The sequence below is a fragment of the Pseudomonas sp. NPDC090201 genome (assembly GCF_044746825.1).
Taxonomy (GTDB): Bacteria; Pseudomonadota; Gammaproteobacteria; order Pseudomonadales; family Pseudomonadaceae; genus Aquipseudomonas; species Aquipseudomonas putida_AD.
On the sequence record NZ_JBIVCX010000003.1, the window covers coordinates 553,255 to 570,282 of the forward strand.

Consider the following 17,028-nt stretch of genomic DNA (forward strand, 5'->3'; position numbering starts at 1 on the left):
TTGCCATGAACACTCACTCCCCATTTCACGCTTCACGTTTCGAGGGCAGCCCCATGAACACCCTGGCGTCTCGTTTCAAACGCACCGGCCTTTTCGCCCTCAGCGCACTGGTTATCGCCCTGGCCGGCTGTACCGTCGGGCCTGACTACCAGCAGCCGGAAAACACCCTGACGGCCTCCTACCAGAACCAGCCCCTGTTGCAGCAGCGCGTCGGCGAAACTCCGGCCCCCGCGCTGGACACCTGGTGGACCGGATTCAACGACCCCGAGCTGACCCGGATCATCCAGCGCGTACTGGAGCAGAATCTGGACCTGGCCAAGTCCTTCGCCCGAGTCGAACAGGCTCGCGCCGTGGCGCAACAGGCCGGCGCCATTCGCCTGCCCCAGGGCGCGCTGGATGCCAAGGCCGTGCGCCAGCGTCAGTCCACTGAAAGCTCCCAGGGGCAGATAGGCAGCGCCTTCCCCGGCTACGACCGCAACCAGACCCTGGAAACCATTGGCCTCGGCGCCAGTTGGGAGGCCGACCTTGCCGGCGGCCTGAAGCGCGGTGAGGAAGCAGCAGTCGATGAAGCCCAGGCGGCCGAGGCCAGCCATGTCGGCGTGCGGATTTCCGTCGCCTCGGAAGCTGCCGATGCCTACTTCCGGATTCGTGGCGCGCAGCAACGTCTGGCCGTGGCCGAAGACCAGGTCAAGACCCAGAACAACCTGCTGAACCTGATAAACGACCGCATGGGCAGCGGCCTGGCGACCAACCGCGAACAGGCCCAGGCTCAGGCGCTGGTGTTGCAGGCCCGGGCAACGATTCCGCCGCTGCGCACGGAACTGGCGACCCAACTGAATCGGCTGGACGTGCTGATGGGCGCGCAACCCGGCACTTGGGCCAAAGAGTTGGTGAGCAGTTCGCAGCAGTACAGCGTGCCGACCATCAGTGATTCCGAAGGCCCCGCCGACCTGCTGCGCCGGCGACCCGACGTAATCGCTGCCGAACGCAAACTGGCCGCTTCCAACGCGCGGATCGGCGCGGCGATTTCCGAGTATTACCCGAAGGTTTCGCTGTCTGGCTTGCTTGGTTTCGACACCGCCCACAGCGGGCAGTTGTTCAGTTCAGCCGCGTTCCAGCCCCAGGCGATTCTCGGCCTGCACTGGCGTCTGTTCGATTTTGGCCGGGTCGATGCCGAAGTCGCCCAGGCCAAGGGCGCCAACGCCGAAGCGCTGGCCGAGTACCGACAGGTAATGTTGAAAGCCACCGAGGACGTCGAGAACGCGATTGTCACGCTGGTGCAGCTTGAACAGCAGCGCAGTGAAGTGGACCAGGAAGTCGCCGCCCACCAGATTGCACGGGATGCGGCGCAGGATGCTTACAAGGGCGGTGCGGTGAGCCTGGTGGAAGTGCTGGACGAGGATCGGCAGTTGCTGGTGTCGCGAGATCAACTGGCGCAATTGCATGCCAATGATGCCCGGGCGGCCGTCTCGACCTTCCGCGCCCTCGGCGGCGGTTGGCCGCAGACCCCGGCGATCAGCCGCCGCTGAGCTGTAGGAGCGCGCTTGCCCGCGAAAGCGTCGGGTCAGTCAATTAATGGGCACAGACCCACCGCGGTCGCGGGCAAGCGCGCTCCTACACAATCCCCACCGTAGCCGCCCGGCCGGGCTGCTACGGGTCGAGCGTTCGCATCAGCCCTTGATGAACCCCAACAAAATTTCGTTGATTTCATCGGCCTGCACCGTGCACATGCCATGGGATCCGCCCTTGACCAAATGCAGGGTCGAGCCCTTCACCAGCTTGTGGCTCTTCTCGCCAGAGGCCACCAACGGCACGATCTGATCGTCGTCGCCATGCAGGATCAGGGTCGGCACGTCGATCTTTTTCAAATCTTCAGTGAAGTCGGTTTCCGAGAACGCCTTGATGCAGTCGTACTCGCCCTTGATGCTGCCCAGCATGCCGATGGACCAGAACGAGTCGATGGCGCCTTGCGAGGTTTTAGCGCCGTCGCGGTTGAAGCCGAAGAACGGCACGGCCAGGTCCTTGAAGAACTGCGAGCGGTCCGCGCTGAAACCTGCTCGGATGCCGTCGAATACTTCCAGCGGCAAGCCTTCAGGGTTGGCGGCGGTTTTCAGCATCAACGGAGGAACGGCGCCAATCAGCACTGCCTTGGCCACCCGGGAGGTGCCGTGGCGACCGATGTAACGCGCCACTTCGCCACCACCGGTAGAGTGGCCGATCATGATCGCGTCCTTGAGGTCCAGCGCTTCGAACAGCTGCGCCAAGTCGTCAGCGTAGGTGTCCATGTCGTTGCCGTCCCAGGTCTGGCCTGAACGGCCATGGCCGCGGCGGTCATGGGCGATCACCCGGTAGCCTTTCTGGCCAAGAAACAGCATCTGCGCATCCCACGCATCGCCATCGAGCGGCCAGCCGTGGGAAAACACGATGGGCTGACCGCTGCCCCAGTCCTTGTAGAAGAATTCGGTGCCGTCTTTGAGGGTCAGAATAGACATGTGACGCAATCCTCGATCGATGTGCAGGGAAGATTCAGCGTAGCTGCGGATCGCGGATGTGCATTGTCGATATGTGCTGGTTTCAAAAAAGCCCTCCTCATCCCCGTAGCAGCACGGCTTGCCGGCGGGGGGCGGTGTGTCGGGCGAATCATTCGTCACAGACACGACGCATTTCGTAGGAGCGTCATGCCGTCCCGTGCCACGATCACATGCCCCGGCAGCTCATCGGCATGCTCGATCAGCCACGCATCCAGGGTGTGGCCCACATGGGTCAGCACCGCCTTTGCAGGTTCAAGCGCATCGATGATCTGCAACGCCAGGGTCAGGTCATTGTGGTTGCGCGGCGTCTGGGGTTGCGGCGGCATGGAGCAGTCCAGCACCAGCACGTCCAGCGCCTGCTCGCGCAGCAACGCCTCGGTCGTATCCGGCAGCCCGACGGTGTCGGTCAGATAGGCGATGCGCCTGCCCTCGCCCTCCAGCAAATAACCAAGCGTCGGCTTGGAGTGCACCAGCGGCAGCGCGGTGACCTGCAAGCCACCGAACAGGCGGGTTTCGAACGCCGCGAACGGCTGGCTGAAATCCAGGATGCCGGGGTGCTTGTAGAGGTCCGACAGGCCCTCGGGGTCCGCCGGGCCGTGCACCGGAATCACCAGCCCCTGCCCCCAGCGCAGGTGCAGCAGGCCCTGGGCGTGATCGGCGTGGTAGTGGGTCTGCAGAATGCCGCTGAAACTGCGCGGCGGGAAACGCTCGCACAGGTCCGGCAGGCCGCTGTCGATCAACCAGCGCTGATCGCCCATCTCGACCAGCGCCGAACACGGCAGGCGGCGCAGGCGAGCATCGGCGTGGGCCGCCGAGCACGCCTGACACTGGCAACCGTAGACCGGCACCTGCCGCGCATCCCCCGTACCGAGCAGGGTCAGGCGCATGCGTGCTCCCGGTCGATGTGCTGCAACAGCCTGGCGACGGTCTGCTCAAGGGCGCCCGAGTTGTCGAGCAACAGGATTGGCGAGCCACCGGCCGGGGCCGCCGCCAGCAGTTCATCGGCAAACTGTGCGTTGCGCGCCAGACGCGCCTCGATCTCCCCGGAGGTTTCACGATTGCGCGCCAGCAGACGCCGACGCAGCACCGCCTGATCGACGCTCAACAGCACCACCAGAAGGTCCGGATAGCGCGCCCGAGCCTGTTCGAGATGCCCGCGAGAACCGTTGACCAGCACGTCATGCCCGTCGGCCAGCCACTGGTCGATCTCTGCCGGAATGCCGTAGTGCAGGCCGTTGGCGAACCAGTTCAGGGCAAAGGCGCCCTGCGCCTGCATCTGCCGGAATTCCTCGACGCTTACCGCCTGCGCCGCCTCGCCGCGAGCTTCGGCAGATCGGGTGATGACCCGGCGCACGATCCGGCAGCCGCGTGCGGCCATCGGTTCGCGCGCGGCGTCCAGCAGGCTGTCCTTGCCCGAACCGGACGGTCCGATGAGATAGATCAACCTGCCTGTCATCAAAAAACCCTCTTCGCTTGTCGCCAGACCTGCTGGATCACCGGCAATGTGCCCACGGCGCGGGCGTGGATCAGATCGGCGCGCAGGCCGACGCGGATCTCGCCGCGATCGTTCAGCCCCGCCGAACGTGCCGGCGCCAGACTGACCGTGGTCACCGCCTTTGCCAGGCCCGCGCCCGCTACCTGACCATTATCGCCCAGTTGTCCGCGCTTTTGTTCCAACTGGTCGCCCAGGGTGAACGCCGCTTGCAGGAGGCTGGCCGGATAATAATCGCTGGAGAGGATATCCAGTAGCCCTTCTTGCGCCAGGGTCGCCGCCGCGATGTTGCCCGAGTGCGAGCCGCCGCGAACGATGTTCGGTGCGCCCATCAGCACGCTCATGTCCAGACGCCGGCAGGCCTGCGCTGCTTCCAGGGTGGTCGGGAACTCGGCGATGGTCATGCCGTAGCCCGCCGATTCCTCGACGTGGGCCACGGTCGCGTCGTCGTGACTGGCCACCGACAGGCCGCGCGCCAGACAGATGTCGACGATGGCCTTGCGATAACGGTCACTGTAGATCTTCGAGTTGGCGACCTGCTCGACGATGAATTCGTCCATCTGCTCGGTGCTCAGATGGTACTTGCCCATGTAGTACTCGCGGTACTTGGATTCGAGGGCGAACTGACGCTGGCCCGGCGAATGGTCCATCACTGACACAAGCTGCACCAGCGGCTGTTCCACCAGGTCGCGGAACACGCTCAGGGTGTCGGGGTGGCAGACTTCACAGCGCAAGTGCAGGCGGTGCTCGGCGCGGGTCATGTCGGCGGCGTTGGCTCGGGCAATGGCATCGACCATGCCGGGCAATTGCTGCATGCGCTTGCCCTTGGGGTTGACGTCGCCGATGGACAGCGCGTCGAACACCGTGGTGATGCCAGCGGCGATGATCTGCGCGTCGTGGCTCATCACCGCCGACGCCGAGGGCCAGTCCACACCCGGGCGCGGGCTGAGGTGTTTTTCCAGGTTGTCGGTGTGCAGCTCGACCAGGCCCGGCAGCAGATAGTCGCCGTCCAGGTTCTGTGCCTGTGGCAGGTAGCTGACTCCGGTCTGCACGTCCTGGATCAGGCCATCGCGCAGCACCACGGTGCCGGTGAACACTTGATCGGCAGTGACGACCCTGGCGTTGGTCAGAATCTGTTCATTCAGCATTGCAGCAACTCCTTGGCGGTCAGGTGCTTGTCGGGCGATTCTTGCGGGGTCATGTCCAGCAGGCGGTCGGACACCGCCTCCCGTGCCAGGCGGTCATGGAAGATGCCGATCAGCGCGGCACCGCCGGCCTTGGCTTCGTTGATCAGTTCCAGCACCACCTGGCGATTGACGTCGTCCAGCGACGCGGTCGGTTCGTCGAGCAGCATCACCGGCCACGGCACCATGAAGCCGCGGGCGATGTTGACGCGCTGCTGTTCGCCGCCGGAAAAGGTACCCGGCGCCAGTTGCCACAGCCGCTTGGGAATGTTCAGGCGGCTGAGCAATTCCTCGGCGCGGGCTTTGGCTTCATCCCGGCTCCATCCACGGGCCAGCGCCGGTTCCATCACCACATCCAGAGTCGCGACCCGGGGAATCACCCGCAGAAACTGGCTGACGTAGCCCAGGGTCTGTTGCCGCACGGCCAGGACATCGCGAGGGACCGCGCCGACCATTTCCAGCCATTGCCCCTGATGCTGCAGCCGAATGCTCCCGCCCGCCGGCAGGTAGTTGCCGTAGAGGGTGCGCAGCAAGGTGCTTTTGCCTGCGCCGGAATGGCCGTGCAGCACCAGGCATTCGCCGCCGCGCACCGAGAAATTAAGGCCGCACAGCACATTGAGCACCACTCCGTTCTGCTGGTGCAGGGTGAAGGTTTTCGAGAGGTCCTGGACCTCGATCAGCGTGTTCATCAAAGCCACTCCAAAAGTCCGATCAAGGTTGCAGCACCGAAGACACCAGCAACTGCGAATAGGGATGCTGCGGATCGTCAAGGATCTGATCGGTCAGCCCGCTTTCCACCACCCGCGAGCGGCGCATCACCATCAGCCGGTCGGCCAGCAGCCTCGCCACGGCCAGATCGTGGGTGACGATCACCACCGCCAGATCCAGCTCGCGCACCAGGCCACGCATCAGGTCCAGCAGGCGCGCCTGCACCGAAACATCCAGGCCACCGGTGGGCTCGTCCATGAACACCAGGCGCGGGCCGGACACCAGGTTGCGGGCGATCTGCAAACGCTGCTGCATGCCGCCGGAGAAAGTGCGCGGCAGGTCGTCGATGCGCGCCGGGTCGATCTCCACCTGGCTCAGCCAGTCGAGGCCCGCTGCCCGCAGTTGCTGGTAATTGCGCAAACCCTGGGCCATCAGCCGTTCGCCGATGTTGGCCCCGGCCGACACCGCCATGCGCAGGCCGTCGCGGGGGTTCTGCTCGACGAAGCCCCACTCGGTGCGCAACAGGGTGCGGCGCTCGGCTTCGCTGGCGCTGTACAGGTCGAGCCAGTGGCCATCCTTGCCGCGATAGTCGATGACGCCGCTGTCCGGCGGGCAACGGCCACTGAGCAGCGACAACAGGGTCGATTTACCGGAACCGGACTCGCCGACGATGCCCAGCACTTCGCCGGGATACAGCTCGAAACTCACGTCCTGGCAGCCCTTTTCCGCGCCGTACAGCTTGGTCAGGCCATTGACCTTGAGCAGCGGCTGGGTGCGGTCGGCAGCCACCTGATCCTGAATCCTGTGCACCGCATTCATTGCGCAGCCCTCCCCTCGTTGACCCGTTGCGCGCAGTAGTCGGTGTCCGAACAGACAAAGCTCTGGGTGCCCTGATCGTCCAGGATCAGCTCATCGAGGAACGACTCGCGGCTGCCGCAGATCGCGCAACTGTGCTCCCACTTCTGCACTTCGAAGGGGTGGTCCTCGAAGTCCAGGCTGGTGACCCGGGTGTAGGGCGGCACGGCGTACAGGCGCTTCTCGCGACCGGCGCCGAACAGCATCAGGGCCGGGCTCATGTCCAGTTTCGGGTTGTCGAATTTGGGGATTGGCGAGGGGTCCATCACGTAGCGCTCGTCAACGGTCACCGGGTACGCATAGGCCGTGGCGATGTGGCCGAAAGTCGCGATATCCTCGTACAGCTTGACGTGCATGACGCCATAATCATTGAGCGCGTGCATGGTACGGGTTTCGGTTTCCGAGGGTTCGATGAAGCGCAGCGGCTCAGGAATCGGCACTTGATAGACCATGATCTGACCTTCGTGCAGCGGCGTTTCCGGGATCCGGTGGCGGGTCTGGATGATGGTCGCCTCAGGCGTACGCTCGGTGGTCGCGACCCCGGCGGTGCGGCCGAAGAAGCGGCGGATCGACACCGCGTTGGTGGTGTCGTCGGCGCCCTGGTCGATGACCTTGAGCACGTCCTCGGCGCCGAGGATCGCAGCGGTCAGCTGCATGCCGCCGGTGCCCCAGCCATAGGGCAACGGCATCTCGCGGCCGCCAAACGGCACCTGGTATCCGGGAATCGCCACGGCCTTGAGTAGGCCACGACGGATCATGCGTTTGGTCTGTTCGTCCAGGTAAGCGAAGTTGTACGCCTCGTCGCGCGGCGCACGAGGCTGCTGGCGAGGTTCTGTGGCGGCATTCATTGAGCCGGCTCCTTGGAAGGCTTGCGCAGTTTGCGGATCAGTTCCAGTTCGGCCTGGAAGTCGACGTAGTGCGGCAGTTTCAGGTGCGACACGAAGCCCGAGGCCTCGACGTTGTCGCAGTGGGCCAGGACGAATTCTTCCTGCTGGGCCGGCGAGATGATTTCTTCGGCGTATTCGCCGGCGCGCAGCGAACGGTCTACCAGGGCCATGCCCATGGCCTTGCGCTCGGCGTGTCCGAAGGCCAGGCCGTAGCCGCGGGTGAATTGCGGCAACTCTGTGGCAGAGCCGACAAACTGGTTGACCATCTCGCATTCGGTGACTTCGATGGCGCCGATGCTGATCGGGAAACCCAGCTCTTCGGGCTCGATCCAGACCTCGACTTCACCGACGCGGATTTCGCCTGCGAACGGGTGGTTGCGGCCATAGCCGCGTTGGGTCGAATACCCCAGCGCCAACAGGAAACCCTCATCGCCTCGGGCCAGTGCCTGCAAGCGTTCGGCGCGACTGGCCGGGTACTCCAGCGGCTCGCGGGTGATGTCGGCCACCGGCGCACCGGTGTCGATCTCCTCTTTAATCAGGCCTTCCTTGCCCAGCAGGCCAGACACCCTCGGGCAGGCCTGAACCGTCGCTTCGGCACGAGTCTGCGGGCCGGGGAATTCGCCTTCGGCCAGCAAGCTGAAGTCCAGCAGGCGGTGGGTGTAGTCGAAGGTCGGGCCCAGCAACTGGCCGCCCGGTACATCCTTGAAGGTCGCCGACAAGCGACGGTCGAGCTGCATGGTCGAGGTGTCGATGGGCAGGCTGGCATTGAAGCGCGGCAGCGTGGTGCGATACGCGCGCAGCAGGAAGATCGCCTCCACCAGATCGCCCGCCGCCTGCTTGATCGCCAGCGCCGCGAGTTGTTCGTCGTACAGCGAGCCTTCGGTCATGACCCGGGCCACGGCCAGGGGCAGTTGCTCCTGGATCTGCGCGACGCCAAGCTCGGCTATCGAAGTATCGCCCCGGCGCCTTTTCGCCAGCAGCTTGTGAGCGTTGTCGATGGCCTGTTCGCCACCTTTTACGGCAACGTACATCAGACACCTCCCTTGAACAGAACTTGTGTGCTGCGCGGCAGCCCCATCAGTTCGTTACCGGCCAGGAAGAACACATCGATGCCACGGGGAAAGTCGTTGCGCGATTCACGCTCTTCCCAGAACGCCTCTTGCAGCGGCAGGCTGACGTGGTTCTTGCTTTCGATCCCCGGGCCCTTCCACGCAAGCTGGCGTCCACCCTGCAGGCTCGGCAGTTGAACCAGCAGCGTGCAGGACTGATCGGGGTAGCGGTCGTTGCCCAGATCGAAGCCACTCAGGTCGTGCAACTGGCTGTCGTCGAGCAAGGCGAAACGGGCGTTCTGCCGGTCGCTGACAATCGGGCAGCCGCAATGAAAGGTCAGGTTGGCGCGGATGGCCTGGGTGTCGAACCGGGGCGCAAGCCACAGCGGTGTGTCGATGTCGAGCAACGCCAGGCACAGGGCGTGGCTGGCCGATGCCAGGCCTTCCAGATGCGGCGGGGTCTGCGCCGACAACAGGCTCTGGGCTACGCCGGGGCCTGCCAGCGCCTTGAGAGCGGCGCGGAAGCTGCGCTGGGAATCCAGCACCGGGTCGGCGAAAGCAGGCTGCAACAGGGTTGCACTTACGGTAACTGCGTCCATCAGTTCTCTCCTCGGACCAGGGTGAAGAAGTCCACTTTGGTCGCTGCGGTTTCGGCTTGTTGTCGGGCGCGGCGCACGGCTTGCGCCTGGGCCAGCGGTTCGATGAGTTCACGTATCCAGTGGCTCTGTTGCGGGCCTTGCAAGTGCGCATCGGCCAGCGCCGCGAGTTCGGCGTGGGCCTTGTCGCGCCCGGCCAGGTAGCTGTAGCCGGTGCGCCCGTCAGCCAGGCGCACCACGCAGCGGGTCACGGTCATTTCACCGACGTTGAACGGCGCGCCGCTGCCGCCCATGCGGCCTCGGACCAGGGTCATGCCGATTTCCGGGGCGCGGATCATCCGGTACTCGACATCACGCAGGGCGTCTTCATGGGGCGCAAGATCTGCCCGGTGGGTGCGCGAGAGCACGCCGAACCAGTGCTGGCGAACGCTTTGCGCGGCGTCGGGTGTGGAAGCGGTTGTGGCAGTCATCGAAGGCATCTCCATCAGGTGACGATCTGATACTGGAAGCGGTCGGAGCGGCTGGTGGAATGGGCAATCTCCACCGGACGTCCGTCCGCATCGCGGGAAAGGGTGAGCACGGTCAGCGCCGGCAGGTGACGTGGCATCAGCAGCACGCTGGCCTCTTCACGGCTGGGCAGGCGTGCGCCGATCAGGCTGAAGGTGCGGGTCAGCGGCAAATCGCGGGAGGCGAGAAACTGGCGCACCGAACCGCTCTTGTAATCGGCCACCAGCGCAGTGCGGCTGGCGCAGTAGCGATGGCGGATCAGGCTCACCGGCTGGCCGTCGAGGCGGCGCAGGGTCTGCAATTCGATCAGCGGCGCGTGTTCTTCGAGGCCCAGGTGCTCGGCCTCTTCGCGGGTGGCCACGCACGGGCGGCGCTGCAATAACACCGCCTCGACGCCGTGGCCCAACGCCGACAACGACTGGCTGTAGGCACTCTCGGCAGCCACCGGGTACACCAGCGGGCGGCCCAGCACCTGGGTGCCCTTGCCCTGGCGACGCAACAGGCAGCCTTCGCGCACCAGTTCGTCGATGGCCCGGCGCACCGTGTGGCGGTTGACGTCGAAGCGCGTCGCCAGTTGGGTTTCGGCGGGCAGGAACTCGCCAGCGCTGTAGCCGGTCAGTTCGCGGCGCAGGGTGTCGGCCAATTCGCGGTACATGGGTTCCCGATTCAGGGACTCATCTTGTCTAGACAACTGCATGGCTAAAAAAAGGGCTCGCACCCTCTCCTGTCGAAATCGTTAGATGAACTGCTTGCGCAGGCGCTGGGAGAAGATGTCGATGATGCTCACCACCACGATGATCACCAGCAGCACCGAGCAGGTCTGGGTGAACTGGAAGGCGCGGATGTTTTCCCAGAGGATCACGCCGATGCCGCCCGCGCCGACCATCCCCACCACCGTTGCCGAGCGCACGTTGGATTCGAAGCGGTACAGGGCGTAGGAAATCCACAGCGGCATGACTTGCGGAATGACCCCGAAGATCACTTCCTGCAACGCACTGGCGCCGGTGGCACGTACACCTTCCACGGGGCCTGGATCGATGGCCTCGACGGCTTCGGCGAACAGCTTGGCGAGCACGCCGGTGGTGCTGATCCACAACGCCAGGACACCGGCGAACGGACCCAGGCCCACGGCCACCACGAACAGCATGGCGAAGACCATTTCGTTGATGGAACGGAAGGCGTCCATGACCCGGCGCAGCGGCTGGTGGACCCACCAGGGGGTGATGTTTTCGGCGCACAGAACGCCCAGCGGCACCGAACAGATGATCGCCAGCAGCGTGCCCCACAGGGCGATGTGCACAGTGACGATCATCTCCTGGAGGTAGGCGCGCCATTCGTGGAAATCAGGCGGAAAGAAATCGGCGGCGAAGGTCGCCATGTTGCCCGAGTCGCGGTACAGCGCCAGCGGGTTCATCTCCGCGCCGCGCCAGGCCCAGGCCATCACCGCGAGGAAAATCCCCCAGCCCAGGTACTGCGGCCAGGTGCGCTTGCCAACGGCGTCAGCGTATACAGCGTGAGTGCTCATGACAGGGTTCCGGTATCGATTGCGTTTGAGGCAGGCGCGACGGGCTGGCCGCCGCGCCGGTCGGTCAGCCCGCGTTGGCGGTCTTCTGTTTGTCCAGCTCGGAGATACGGTCTTGCAGCTTGTTCAGGCCTGCGTCGATTTCCTTGAGCTTGGCGGCCTTCTCGTCAGCGCTCAGGGTGGTGCTGGCGGTGGTTTCGGACTTCTGCTTGAACAGCTCAAGCTGGCGGATGGTCAGCAACTGGTCGTCCGAAGACTTGAGGAACTTGCCCATCTGCATGTTCTTGAGCACGGCCTTTTCTTCGTCGGTGTCACCGTAGTTGGCGAAGAAATCGCGGATCTTGTTCTTGGTCGCATCGTCCATGCCCTTGCGCCAGACCATCGGGTCAGCCGGGATGATCGGGGACTTCCAGATCACCTTGAGCTTGGCAGCGCTTTCCGGCTGGGTGACTTCCAGGCGATCCATGCTCTCGGTGTTGAAGGTGGCGACGTCCAGTTGGCCCTTGGCGACGCTCAGGGCGTTGACTTCGTGGCTGGAGTTGAGCGTGCGCTTGAAGGCGGTAGCGGCATCGACGTTGTTCTTGGCGAACACGTAGTAGCCCGGTACCAAATAGCCCGAGGTGGAGTTCGGGTCACCGTTGCCGAAGGTCAGTTCCTTGGCGTGCTTGAACATGTCGTCGATGTTGTTGATCGGGCTGTCCTTGCGCGCAATGATCAGGCTCCAGTAACCCGGCGCACCGTTGGCGGCGGCGGTCTGGGCGAAGATTTCGCCGCCCGAGCGGTCCACCGCTTCCATGGCCGCCTTGTTGCCCAGCCAGGCCACGTCGACCTTGTTGAAGCGCATGCCCTGGATCAGCCCGGCATAGTCGGAGGCGAAGGTGGCGTTGACTTTGAGGCCGGTCTTTTTCGACATGTCGTCGAGGAACGGCTGCCACACGCTTTTCAGGTTTTGCGAGGACTCGGTGGACATGATGCCGAAGTTGATGGCGCTGTCAGCGGCCTGCGCGGTGCCCATCAGGCAACCGGCGAGCACAGCGGCAGACGCGAACACGCGACCGAAACGGTTCAACATGGAGAGCTCCTGGAACGTGGGTTGGGGTGTAATGTCTGGGAAAACCTGAAGCCGTCAGGCCAGTGCCAGCTTTGGCGGGCGGCCCTTGCTGCGGCCCTGATCGGCGAACATCAGGGTGGTGTCGGCATCGGCGCCGTAGAGATCGTTGAGGAACTGGCCGCTGAGGTCGGCGCCGTTGCCGTCGAAATGAATGCGCCCGCCCTTGAGGGCCACGGCGCGGGGGCAATAACGCACGGCGTAATCCACTTGATGCAGGGTCACGACCACGGTCTTGCCATCCTGGCGGTTGATGTCGGCGAGGATTTCCATGACCTTGCGCGCAGACTCGGGGTCCAGCGAGGCGATGGGTTCATCGGCCAGAATGACCTCGGCTTGCTGGGTCAGCGCACGGGCGATGGCTACCCGTTGCTGCTGGCCGCCAGATAGCGTGGAGGCGCGTTGATGGGCGAAGTCTGCCAGCCCCACTCGCGCCAGATTGGACAGGGCGCGGTCTTTTTCCTCGGCATTGAACAGGCCCAGGCTGCCACGCCAGCGCGGCATGCGGCCCAGGCAACCGAGCAGGACGTTGTCCAGCACGCTCAGGCGATTGACCAGGTTGAATTGCTGGAAGATATAGCCGATATCGGCACGCAGGCGGCGTACCTTGCCGTTGAGTCGGCCCGAGGCCTGCACTTCACGGCCCAGCACGCGCACGCTGCCGCCGTTGCTGCGATCGCAGCAGGCCAGTCCGGCCAGGTGTCGCAGCAGGGTGGATTTGCCCGACCCGGAAGCGCCGATCAGCGCCACCATTTCCCCGGGTTGTATAGACAATGCAAGGTCAACCAGAGCGGTCTTGCGAGCAAATGTCTTGTTCAAGCGGTCGACATGGATAGCTGCGTTCATGGGGGCTTCTCTTGTCTTGGGGTGCTGGCTTCCTGCCAGGTGAATGTTCAACCGCACGACCGTCCCGGGCCGTTGGGTGCGACTGACATTAGTGGTGCTCTGTGGCGTTTCGATGAACCGGAAATGACTGGACTGTCATATTGAGATGGCGTTTTGATAGTCGCCATTTCGCCGATGTTGTCGACATCTTTGCCACAGGCGTTGATCTAGAGGACGTGCGGTATAGACAAGTGCAAGCGGCCTTGCCTGCGCGTGGGCGCCAGAGGGACATGAGAAGAAATGAATATTTTTTTGTGACAGGTGAAAGAGGTGCGATTTGATCAAAGCAGAGGCAAGATCAAAACGGCTGGTTGGATCCGGTGCTGCTACGGTGACGGATGAGCTCAATCTTGTAGGAGCGCGCTTGCCCGCGATTGCAGTCACTCATTGACCAATGCGCCGATTGACACGCCGCCGTCGCGGGCAAGCGCGCTCCTACAGGGGGCAAGCCTGGCGCAGACACTGCTATGGTCATGCGTGACCTCAATCTTGTAGGAGCGCGCTTGCCCGCGATTGCAGTCATTCATTGACCAATGCGCCCATTGACACGCCGCCGTCGCGGGCAAGCGCGCTCCTACAGGGGGCAAGCCTGGCGCAAGCACCGCTACGGTGATGCGTGACCTCAATCTTGTAGGAGCGCGCTTGCCCGCGATTGTGGGGCGTCATTAACCAAGACGTCGATTGACACGCCGCCGTCGCGGGCAAGCGCGCTCCTACGGGGGCAAGCCTGGCGCAAACACCACGCACCCCGTAGCAGCACATCGAGCGATGTCAGAAGCGCCCCAGCCGATACGCCTCCGGTGCCGGCAACCCCGGCTGCACGCTGCAACCGGGCACCCACTCGAGCACCATCTCGGCGGTGATCGCTGCCTGGGTCAGGCCCAGGTGTTGGTGGCCGAACGCGAGCAGCACCTTGCCGTCGCAGGCGCTGTCGATCACCGGCAGCGAATCGGGCAACGAGGGGCGAAAGCCCATCCACGGCGTGGCATCGCTGGCGTCCAGATCCTGCTTGAACAGCCCCTGGCTCAGGCGCTGCAACTGCCAGGCCCGTTGCATGTTCGGCGGGCTTTCAAGCCCTGCGAATTCCACCGTACCGGCCAGTCGCAAGCCTTCGGCCATGGGCGTCATGATGAACTTTCGTTCAAGGGAGGTGACGGCGAACGGCAGGCGATTGTGCTCGCGGGGCAGCATCAGGTGGTAACCACGCTCGGTGTCCAGCGGCACTTTCTTGCCCGTCAGCACCTGGGTCAACTCGGCCGAATGAGCGCCACAGGCGATCAACACCTGACGGGCATTGACCTTGCCCTGATCGGTGTCCAGCGACACGCCGCTGGCCTGTACCCGCCCCCCTGAAACCTTGCGTTTGAGAAACTGCACGCCGCTTTCCCTGGCCGCTTGCACCAGCTCGGTGACCAGCAGGTAAGGGTCGATGAAATGCCCGGTGGCGGGAAAGAACAGCCCGCCCTGAATGCCCTCGCTCAGTTGCGGCGCGGCCTGCTGAATGGCGCTGCCACTCCAGAATTCCACCGGCACGCCCTGCTCTGCCATGCGTGCCTGAAGCTGATCCAGAGCCTGACGGGATTCGTTGCGTTCGAACACCAGCAGCGAGCCGTCCTCCTTCATCAATTGCTCGCGGCCAATGGCCCCCAGCAACCTGTGCCAGGCCGCCAGGCTGCCTTCGTTCAACGCGCGGATGCCCGCCACGGTACGGCGGAACGGCTCGGGCCGAAGGTTGAGCAACAGCCGGGTGAACCACGGCACCGCGCGCGGCATGTATTTCCAGTCCAGGCGCAACGGCCCCATGGGGTCCAGCAGCATCGCCGGCAGACGCTTGAGAATCGAGGCGTCTGCGATGGGAAAGACCTGCTCGGTCGCCAGGTGTCCGGCGTTGCCGTAGGACGCACCGCGACCGGGTTCCTGATGGTCCAGAACCATCACGTGCTTGCCCTGGCGGGCCAGCAGCAGCGCACAGGCGACGCCGACGATGCCCGCTCCCACCACGGCGATATCGGCGATGTGATCGGGCTGAGCGGTGTCGCGGGTATTGGGCATCGGCATGACTTCTCAGCCCTCTCTCTGGCCGTCGAGCAAACGCCGCAACTGCAGCGGGTTGGCGAACTGCAAGGCATCGGGCAGCAGGCTGTCAGGGAAGTCCTGGTAGCACACCGGGCGCAGGAAGCGCAGGATCGCCGCCGTGCCGACGGACGTCGAACGGGCATCGGACGTGGCCGGGAACGGTCCGCCATGAACCATCGCATCGCACACTTCAACACCGGTCGGCCAGCCGTTGACCAGCAAACGCCCGGCCTTGCGCTCCAGGGTGGGCAACAAGGCGCGGGCCGCCTGCACATCCTCATCATCCAGGTGCAGCGTGGCGGTCAACTGGCCTTCCAGATGCTCGGCCACTTCACGCATCTGCTCGTCGCTCTCGCACTGCACCACCAACGAAGCTGCGCCGAAAATCTCCGCCTGCAAGGCATGATTGGCGAGAAAGTCCCGGGCGTGGGTGACGAACAGATGGGTCTGGCACTGGTTCGGACCCTGCGCCGTAAGGCCGGCAGTGGCCGGCTGACTCACCTGTTCAGCCAACGCCGCGACACCGGCCTCATAGGCGCTGAAGATGCCAGGCGTGAGCATGGTCTGCGCCGGGCTGTTCTGCACCTGGCCCGCCGCTGCGGCGATGAACCGCTCAAGGTCCGGCCCCTGGCGCGCAATCACCAGACCCGGGTTGGTGCAGAACTGCCCTGCCCCCTGGTTCAAGGAAGCCACGAAGCCTTGCGCCAGCGCCTCGGCGCGTGCCTGCAAGGCCGCCGGAAGCAGGAACACCGGATTGATCGAACTCATTTCCGCGTACACCGGAATGGGCTCGGGACGATTCTGCGCCGCCTGGCACAAGGCGATGCCACCACTGCGCGAGCCAGTGAAGCCCACCGCCTTGATGCGTGGATCGGTGACCAAAGCGATACCCACTTCGCGCCCCGAGCCGTATAACAGGGAGAACACGCCCTCGGGCAGCTTGCAGTGTTTGACCGCCTTCGCCACCGCCCGCCCTACCAGCTCGCTGGTGCCGGGATGAGCGCTGTGGGCCTTGACCACCACCGGGCAACCGGCAGCCAGCGCAGACGCGGTGTCGCCACCGGCCACGGAAAACGCCAACGGGAAGTTGCTGGCACCGAACACGGCCACCGGCCCCAGCGGCACCTGACGCTGACGCAAATCGGCGCGTGGCAGCGGCTGACGCTCCGGCATGGCAGTGTCGACCCGCACGTCCAGCCACTCACCGGCCCGCACAGTCCGGGCGAAAGTACGCAACTGGTGGCAGGTGCGGCCGCGTTCACCCTGGATGCGGGCGCGTGGCAGACCGGTTTCCAGTGTCGCGCGATCCACCAGTTCGTCGCCCAGGGCCTCGATCTCGCTGGCGATGGTTTCCAGAAACTCGGCGCGGGATGCAAGCGACGTCTCGCGGAAAGTATCAAACGCTGCCCATGCCAGTGCGCAGGCTTGCGCCACGTGTTCGGCAGTGCCGCCCGGATAAGCGGGTTCGAGGGCCTGGCCGGTGGCCGGATCGATGGCGCGGATCGCTTCGCCGGTGCCGGAAACGGCGTGCTGGCCGATCAGCATGTTGCCTGTGAGGGTCATGGGAGGTCCTTGAAAAAAAGAGAAGATGCAGTGGCGCTCGATGGACGCACCACGGGAACCAGAAC

The 17,028-nt window shown here is 64.4% G+C and carries 17 protein-coding genes; 1 reads left to right on the forward strand and 16 read right to left on the reverse strand.

Annotation, left to right across the window (positions count from 1 at the left end):
- Nucleotides 1-5: 5 nt before the first annotated feature.
- The gene (locus ACIPOO_RS12620) at nt 6-1,529 is read left to right on the forward strand and encodes an efflux transporter outer membrane subunit (protein WP_400607217.1); all 1,524 of its coding nucleotides are present in this window, start codon (nt 6-8) and stop codon (nt 1,527-1,529) included.
- Nucleotides 1,530-1,670: 141 nt separating this feature from the next.
- Here ACIPOO_RS12620 and ACIPOO_RS12625 read toward each other — a convergent pair whose 3' ends face one another.
- From ACIPOO_RS12625 to ACIPOO_RS12700, 16 genes are all read right to left on the reverse strand, one after another.
- Nucleotides 1,671-2,492: an alpha/beta fold hydrolase gene (locus ACIPOO_RS12625; protein ID WP_274130776.1), complete on the reverse strand. Its 822-nt coding sequence runs from the start codon at nt 2,490-2,492 to the stop codon at nt 1,671-1,673.
- A 155-nt stretch (nt 2,493-2,647) separates the two neighbouring features.
- The gene (gene phnP / locus ACIPOO_RS12630) at nt 2,648-3,418 is read right to left on the reverse strand and encodes a phosphonate metabolism protein PhnP (RefSeq protein ID WP_400607221.1); all 771 of its coding nucleotides are present in this window, start codon (nt 3,416-3,418) and stop codon (nt 2,648-2,650) included.
- Nucleotides 3,409-3,987: a phosphonate metabolism protein/1,5-bisphosphokinase (PRPP-forming) PhnN gene (gene phnN / locus ACIPOO_RS12635; protein ID WP_400607223.1), complete on the reverse strand. Its 579-nt coding sequence runs from the start codon at nt 3,985-3,987 to the stop codon at nt 3,409-3,411. Before phnN ends, phnP begins: the two co-directional genes overlap by 10 nt.
- Nucleotides 3,987-5,171, reverse strand: a complete 1,185-nt coding sequence (locus ACIPOO_RS12640; protein WP_400607226.1) for an alpha-D-ribose 1-methylphosphonate 5-triphosphate diphosphatase — start codon at nt 5,169-5,171, stop codon at nt 3,987-3,989. The genes phnN and ACIPOO_RS12640 overlap by 1 nt, the downstream gene beginning before the upstream one ends.
- Nucleotides 5,165-5,896 (reverse strand): phosphonate C-P lyase system protein PhnL, encoded by a 732-nt coding sequence (phnL, locus tag ACIPOO_RS12645; protein ID WP_400607229.1) that lies wholly within the window; start codon nt 5,894-5,896, stop codon nt 5,165-5,167. Before phnL ends, ACIPOO_RS12640 begins: the two co-directional genes overlap by 7 nt.
- 22 nt (nt 5,897-5,918) lie before the next feature.
- Entirely contained in the window at nt 5,919-6,734 is an 816-nt protein-coding gene (gene phnK, locus ACIPOO_RS12650; protein ID WP_400607231.1) for a phosphonate C-P lyase system protein PhnK, read from the reverse strand.
- Entirely contained in the window at nt 6,731-7,618 is an 888-nt protein-coding gene (locus tag ACIPOO_RS12655; RefSeq protein ID WP_400607233.1) for an alpha-D-ribose 1-methylphosphonate 5-phosphate C-P-lyase PhnJ, read from the reverse strand. The genes phnK and ACIPOO_RS12655 overlap by 4 nt, the downstream gene beginning before the upstream one ends.
- Nucleotides 7,615-8,688 (reverse strand): carbon-phosphorus lyase complex subunit PhnI, encoded by a 1,074-nt coding sequence (locus ACIPOO_RS12660; protein ID WP_274130766.1) that lies wholly within the window; start codon nt 8,686-8,688, stop codon nt 7,615-7,617. Before ACIPOO_RS12660 ends, ACIPOO_RS12655 begins: the two co-directional genes overlap by 4 nt.
- Nucleotides 8,688-9,305, reverse strand: coding sequence for a phosphonate C-P lyase system protein PhnH (phnH, locus tag ACIPOO_RS12665; protein ID WP_400607235.1), 618 nt, complete (start codon nt 9,303-9,305; stop codon nt 8,688-8,690). Before phnH ends, ACIPOO_RS12660 begins: the two co-directional genes overlap by 1 nt.
- A complete protein-coding gene (gene phnG, locus ACIPOO_RS12670; RefSeq protein ID WP_400607237.1) occupies nt 9,305-9,772 on the reverse strand; it encodes a phosphonate C-P lyase system protein PhnG in 468 nt (155 codons plus the stop codon). Before phnG ends, phnH begins: the two co-directional genes overlap by 1 nt.
- A gap of 14 nt (nt 9,773-9,786) precedes the next feature.
- The gene (gene phnF / locus ACIPOO_RS12675; RefSeq protein WP_400607239.1) at nt 9,787-10,506 is read right to left on the reverse strand and encodes a phosphonate metabolism transcriptional regulator PhnF; all 720 of its coding nucleotides are present in this window, start codon (nt 10,504-10,506) and stop codon (nt 9,787-9,789) included.
- 39 nt (nt 10,507-10,545) lie between these two features.
- Nucleotides 10,546-11,334 (reverse strand): phosphonate ABC transporter, permease protein PhnE, encoded by a 789-nt coding sequence (phnE, locus tag ACIPOO_RS12680; RefSeq protein WP_274130762.1) that lies wholly within the window; start codon nt 11,332-11,334, stop codon nt 10,546-10,548.
- 64 nt (nt 11,335-11,398) lie between these two features.
- Nucleotides 11,399-12,403 carry a phosphonate ABC transporter substrate-binding protein gene (gene phnD, locus ACIPOO_RS12685; RefSeq protein WP_400607241.1) on the reverse strand — a complete coding sequence of 335 codons (1,005 nt, stop codon included), beginning with the start codon at nt 12,401-12,403 and terminating at the stop codon, nt 11,399-11,401.
- 54 nt (nt 12,404-12,457) lie between these two features.
- The gene (gene phnC, locus ACIPOO_RS12690) at nt 12,458-13,285 is read right to left on the reverse strand and encodes a phosphonate ABC transporter ATP-binding protein (RefSeq protein WP_274130760.1); all 828 of its coding nucleotides are present in this window, start codon (nt 13,283-13,285) and stop codon (nt 12,458-12,460) included.
- A gap of 810 nt (nt 13,286-14,095) precedes the next feature.
- Nucleotides 14,096-15,376 (reverse strand): NAD(P)/FAD-dependent oxidoreductase, encoded by a 1,281-nt coding sequence (locus ACIPOO_RS12695; RefSeq protein ID WP_400607756.1) that lies wholly within the window; start codon nt 15,374-15,376, stop codon nt 14,096-14,098.
- A 12-nt stretch (nt 15,377-15,388) separates the two neighbouring features.
- Nucleotides 15,389-16,963: an aldehyde dehydrogenase (NADP(+)) gene (locus ACIPOO_RS12700; RefSeq protein WP_400607243.1), complete on the reverse strand. Its 1,575-nt coding sequence runs from the start codon at nt 16,961-16,963 to the stop codon at nt 15,389-15,391.
- Nucleotides 16,964-17,028: the final 65 nt, after the last annotated feature.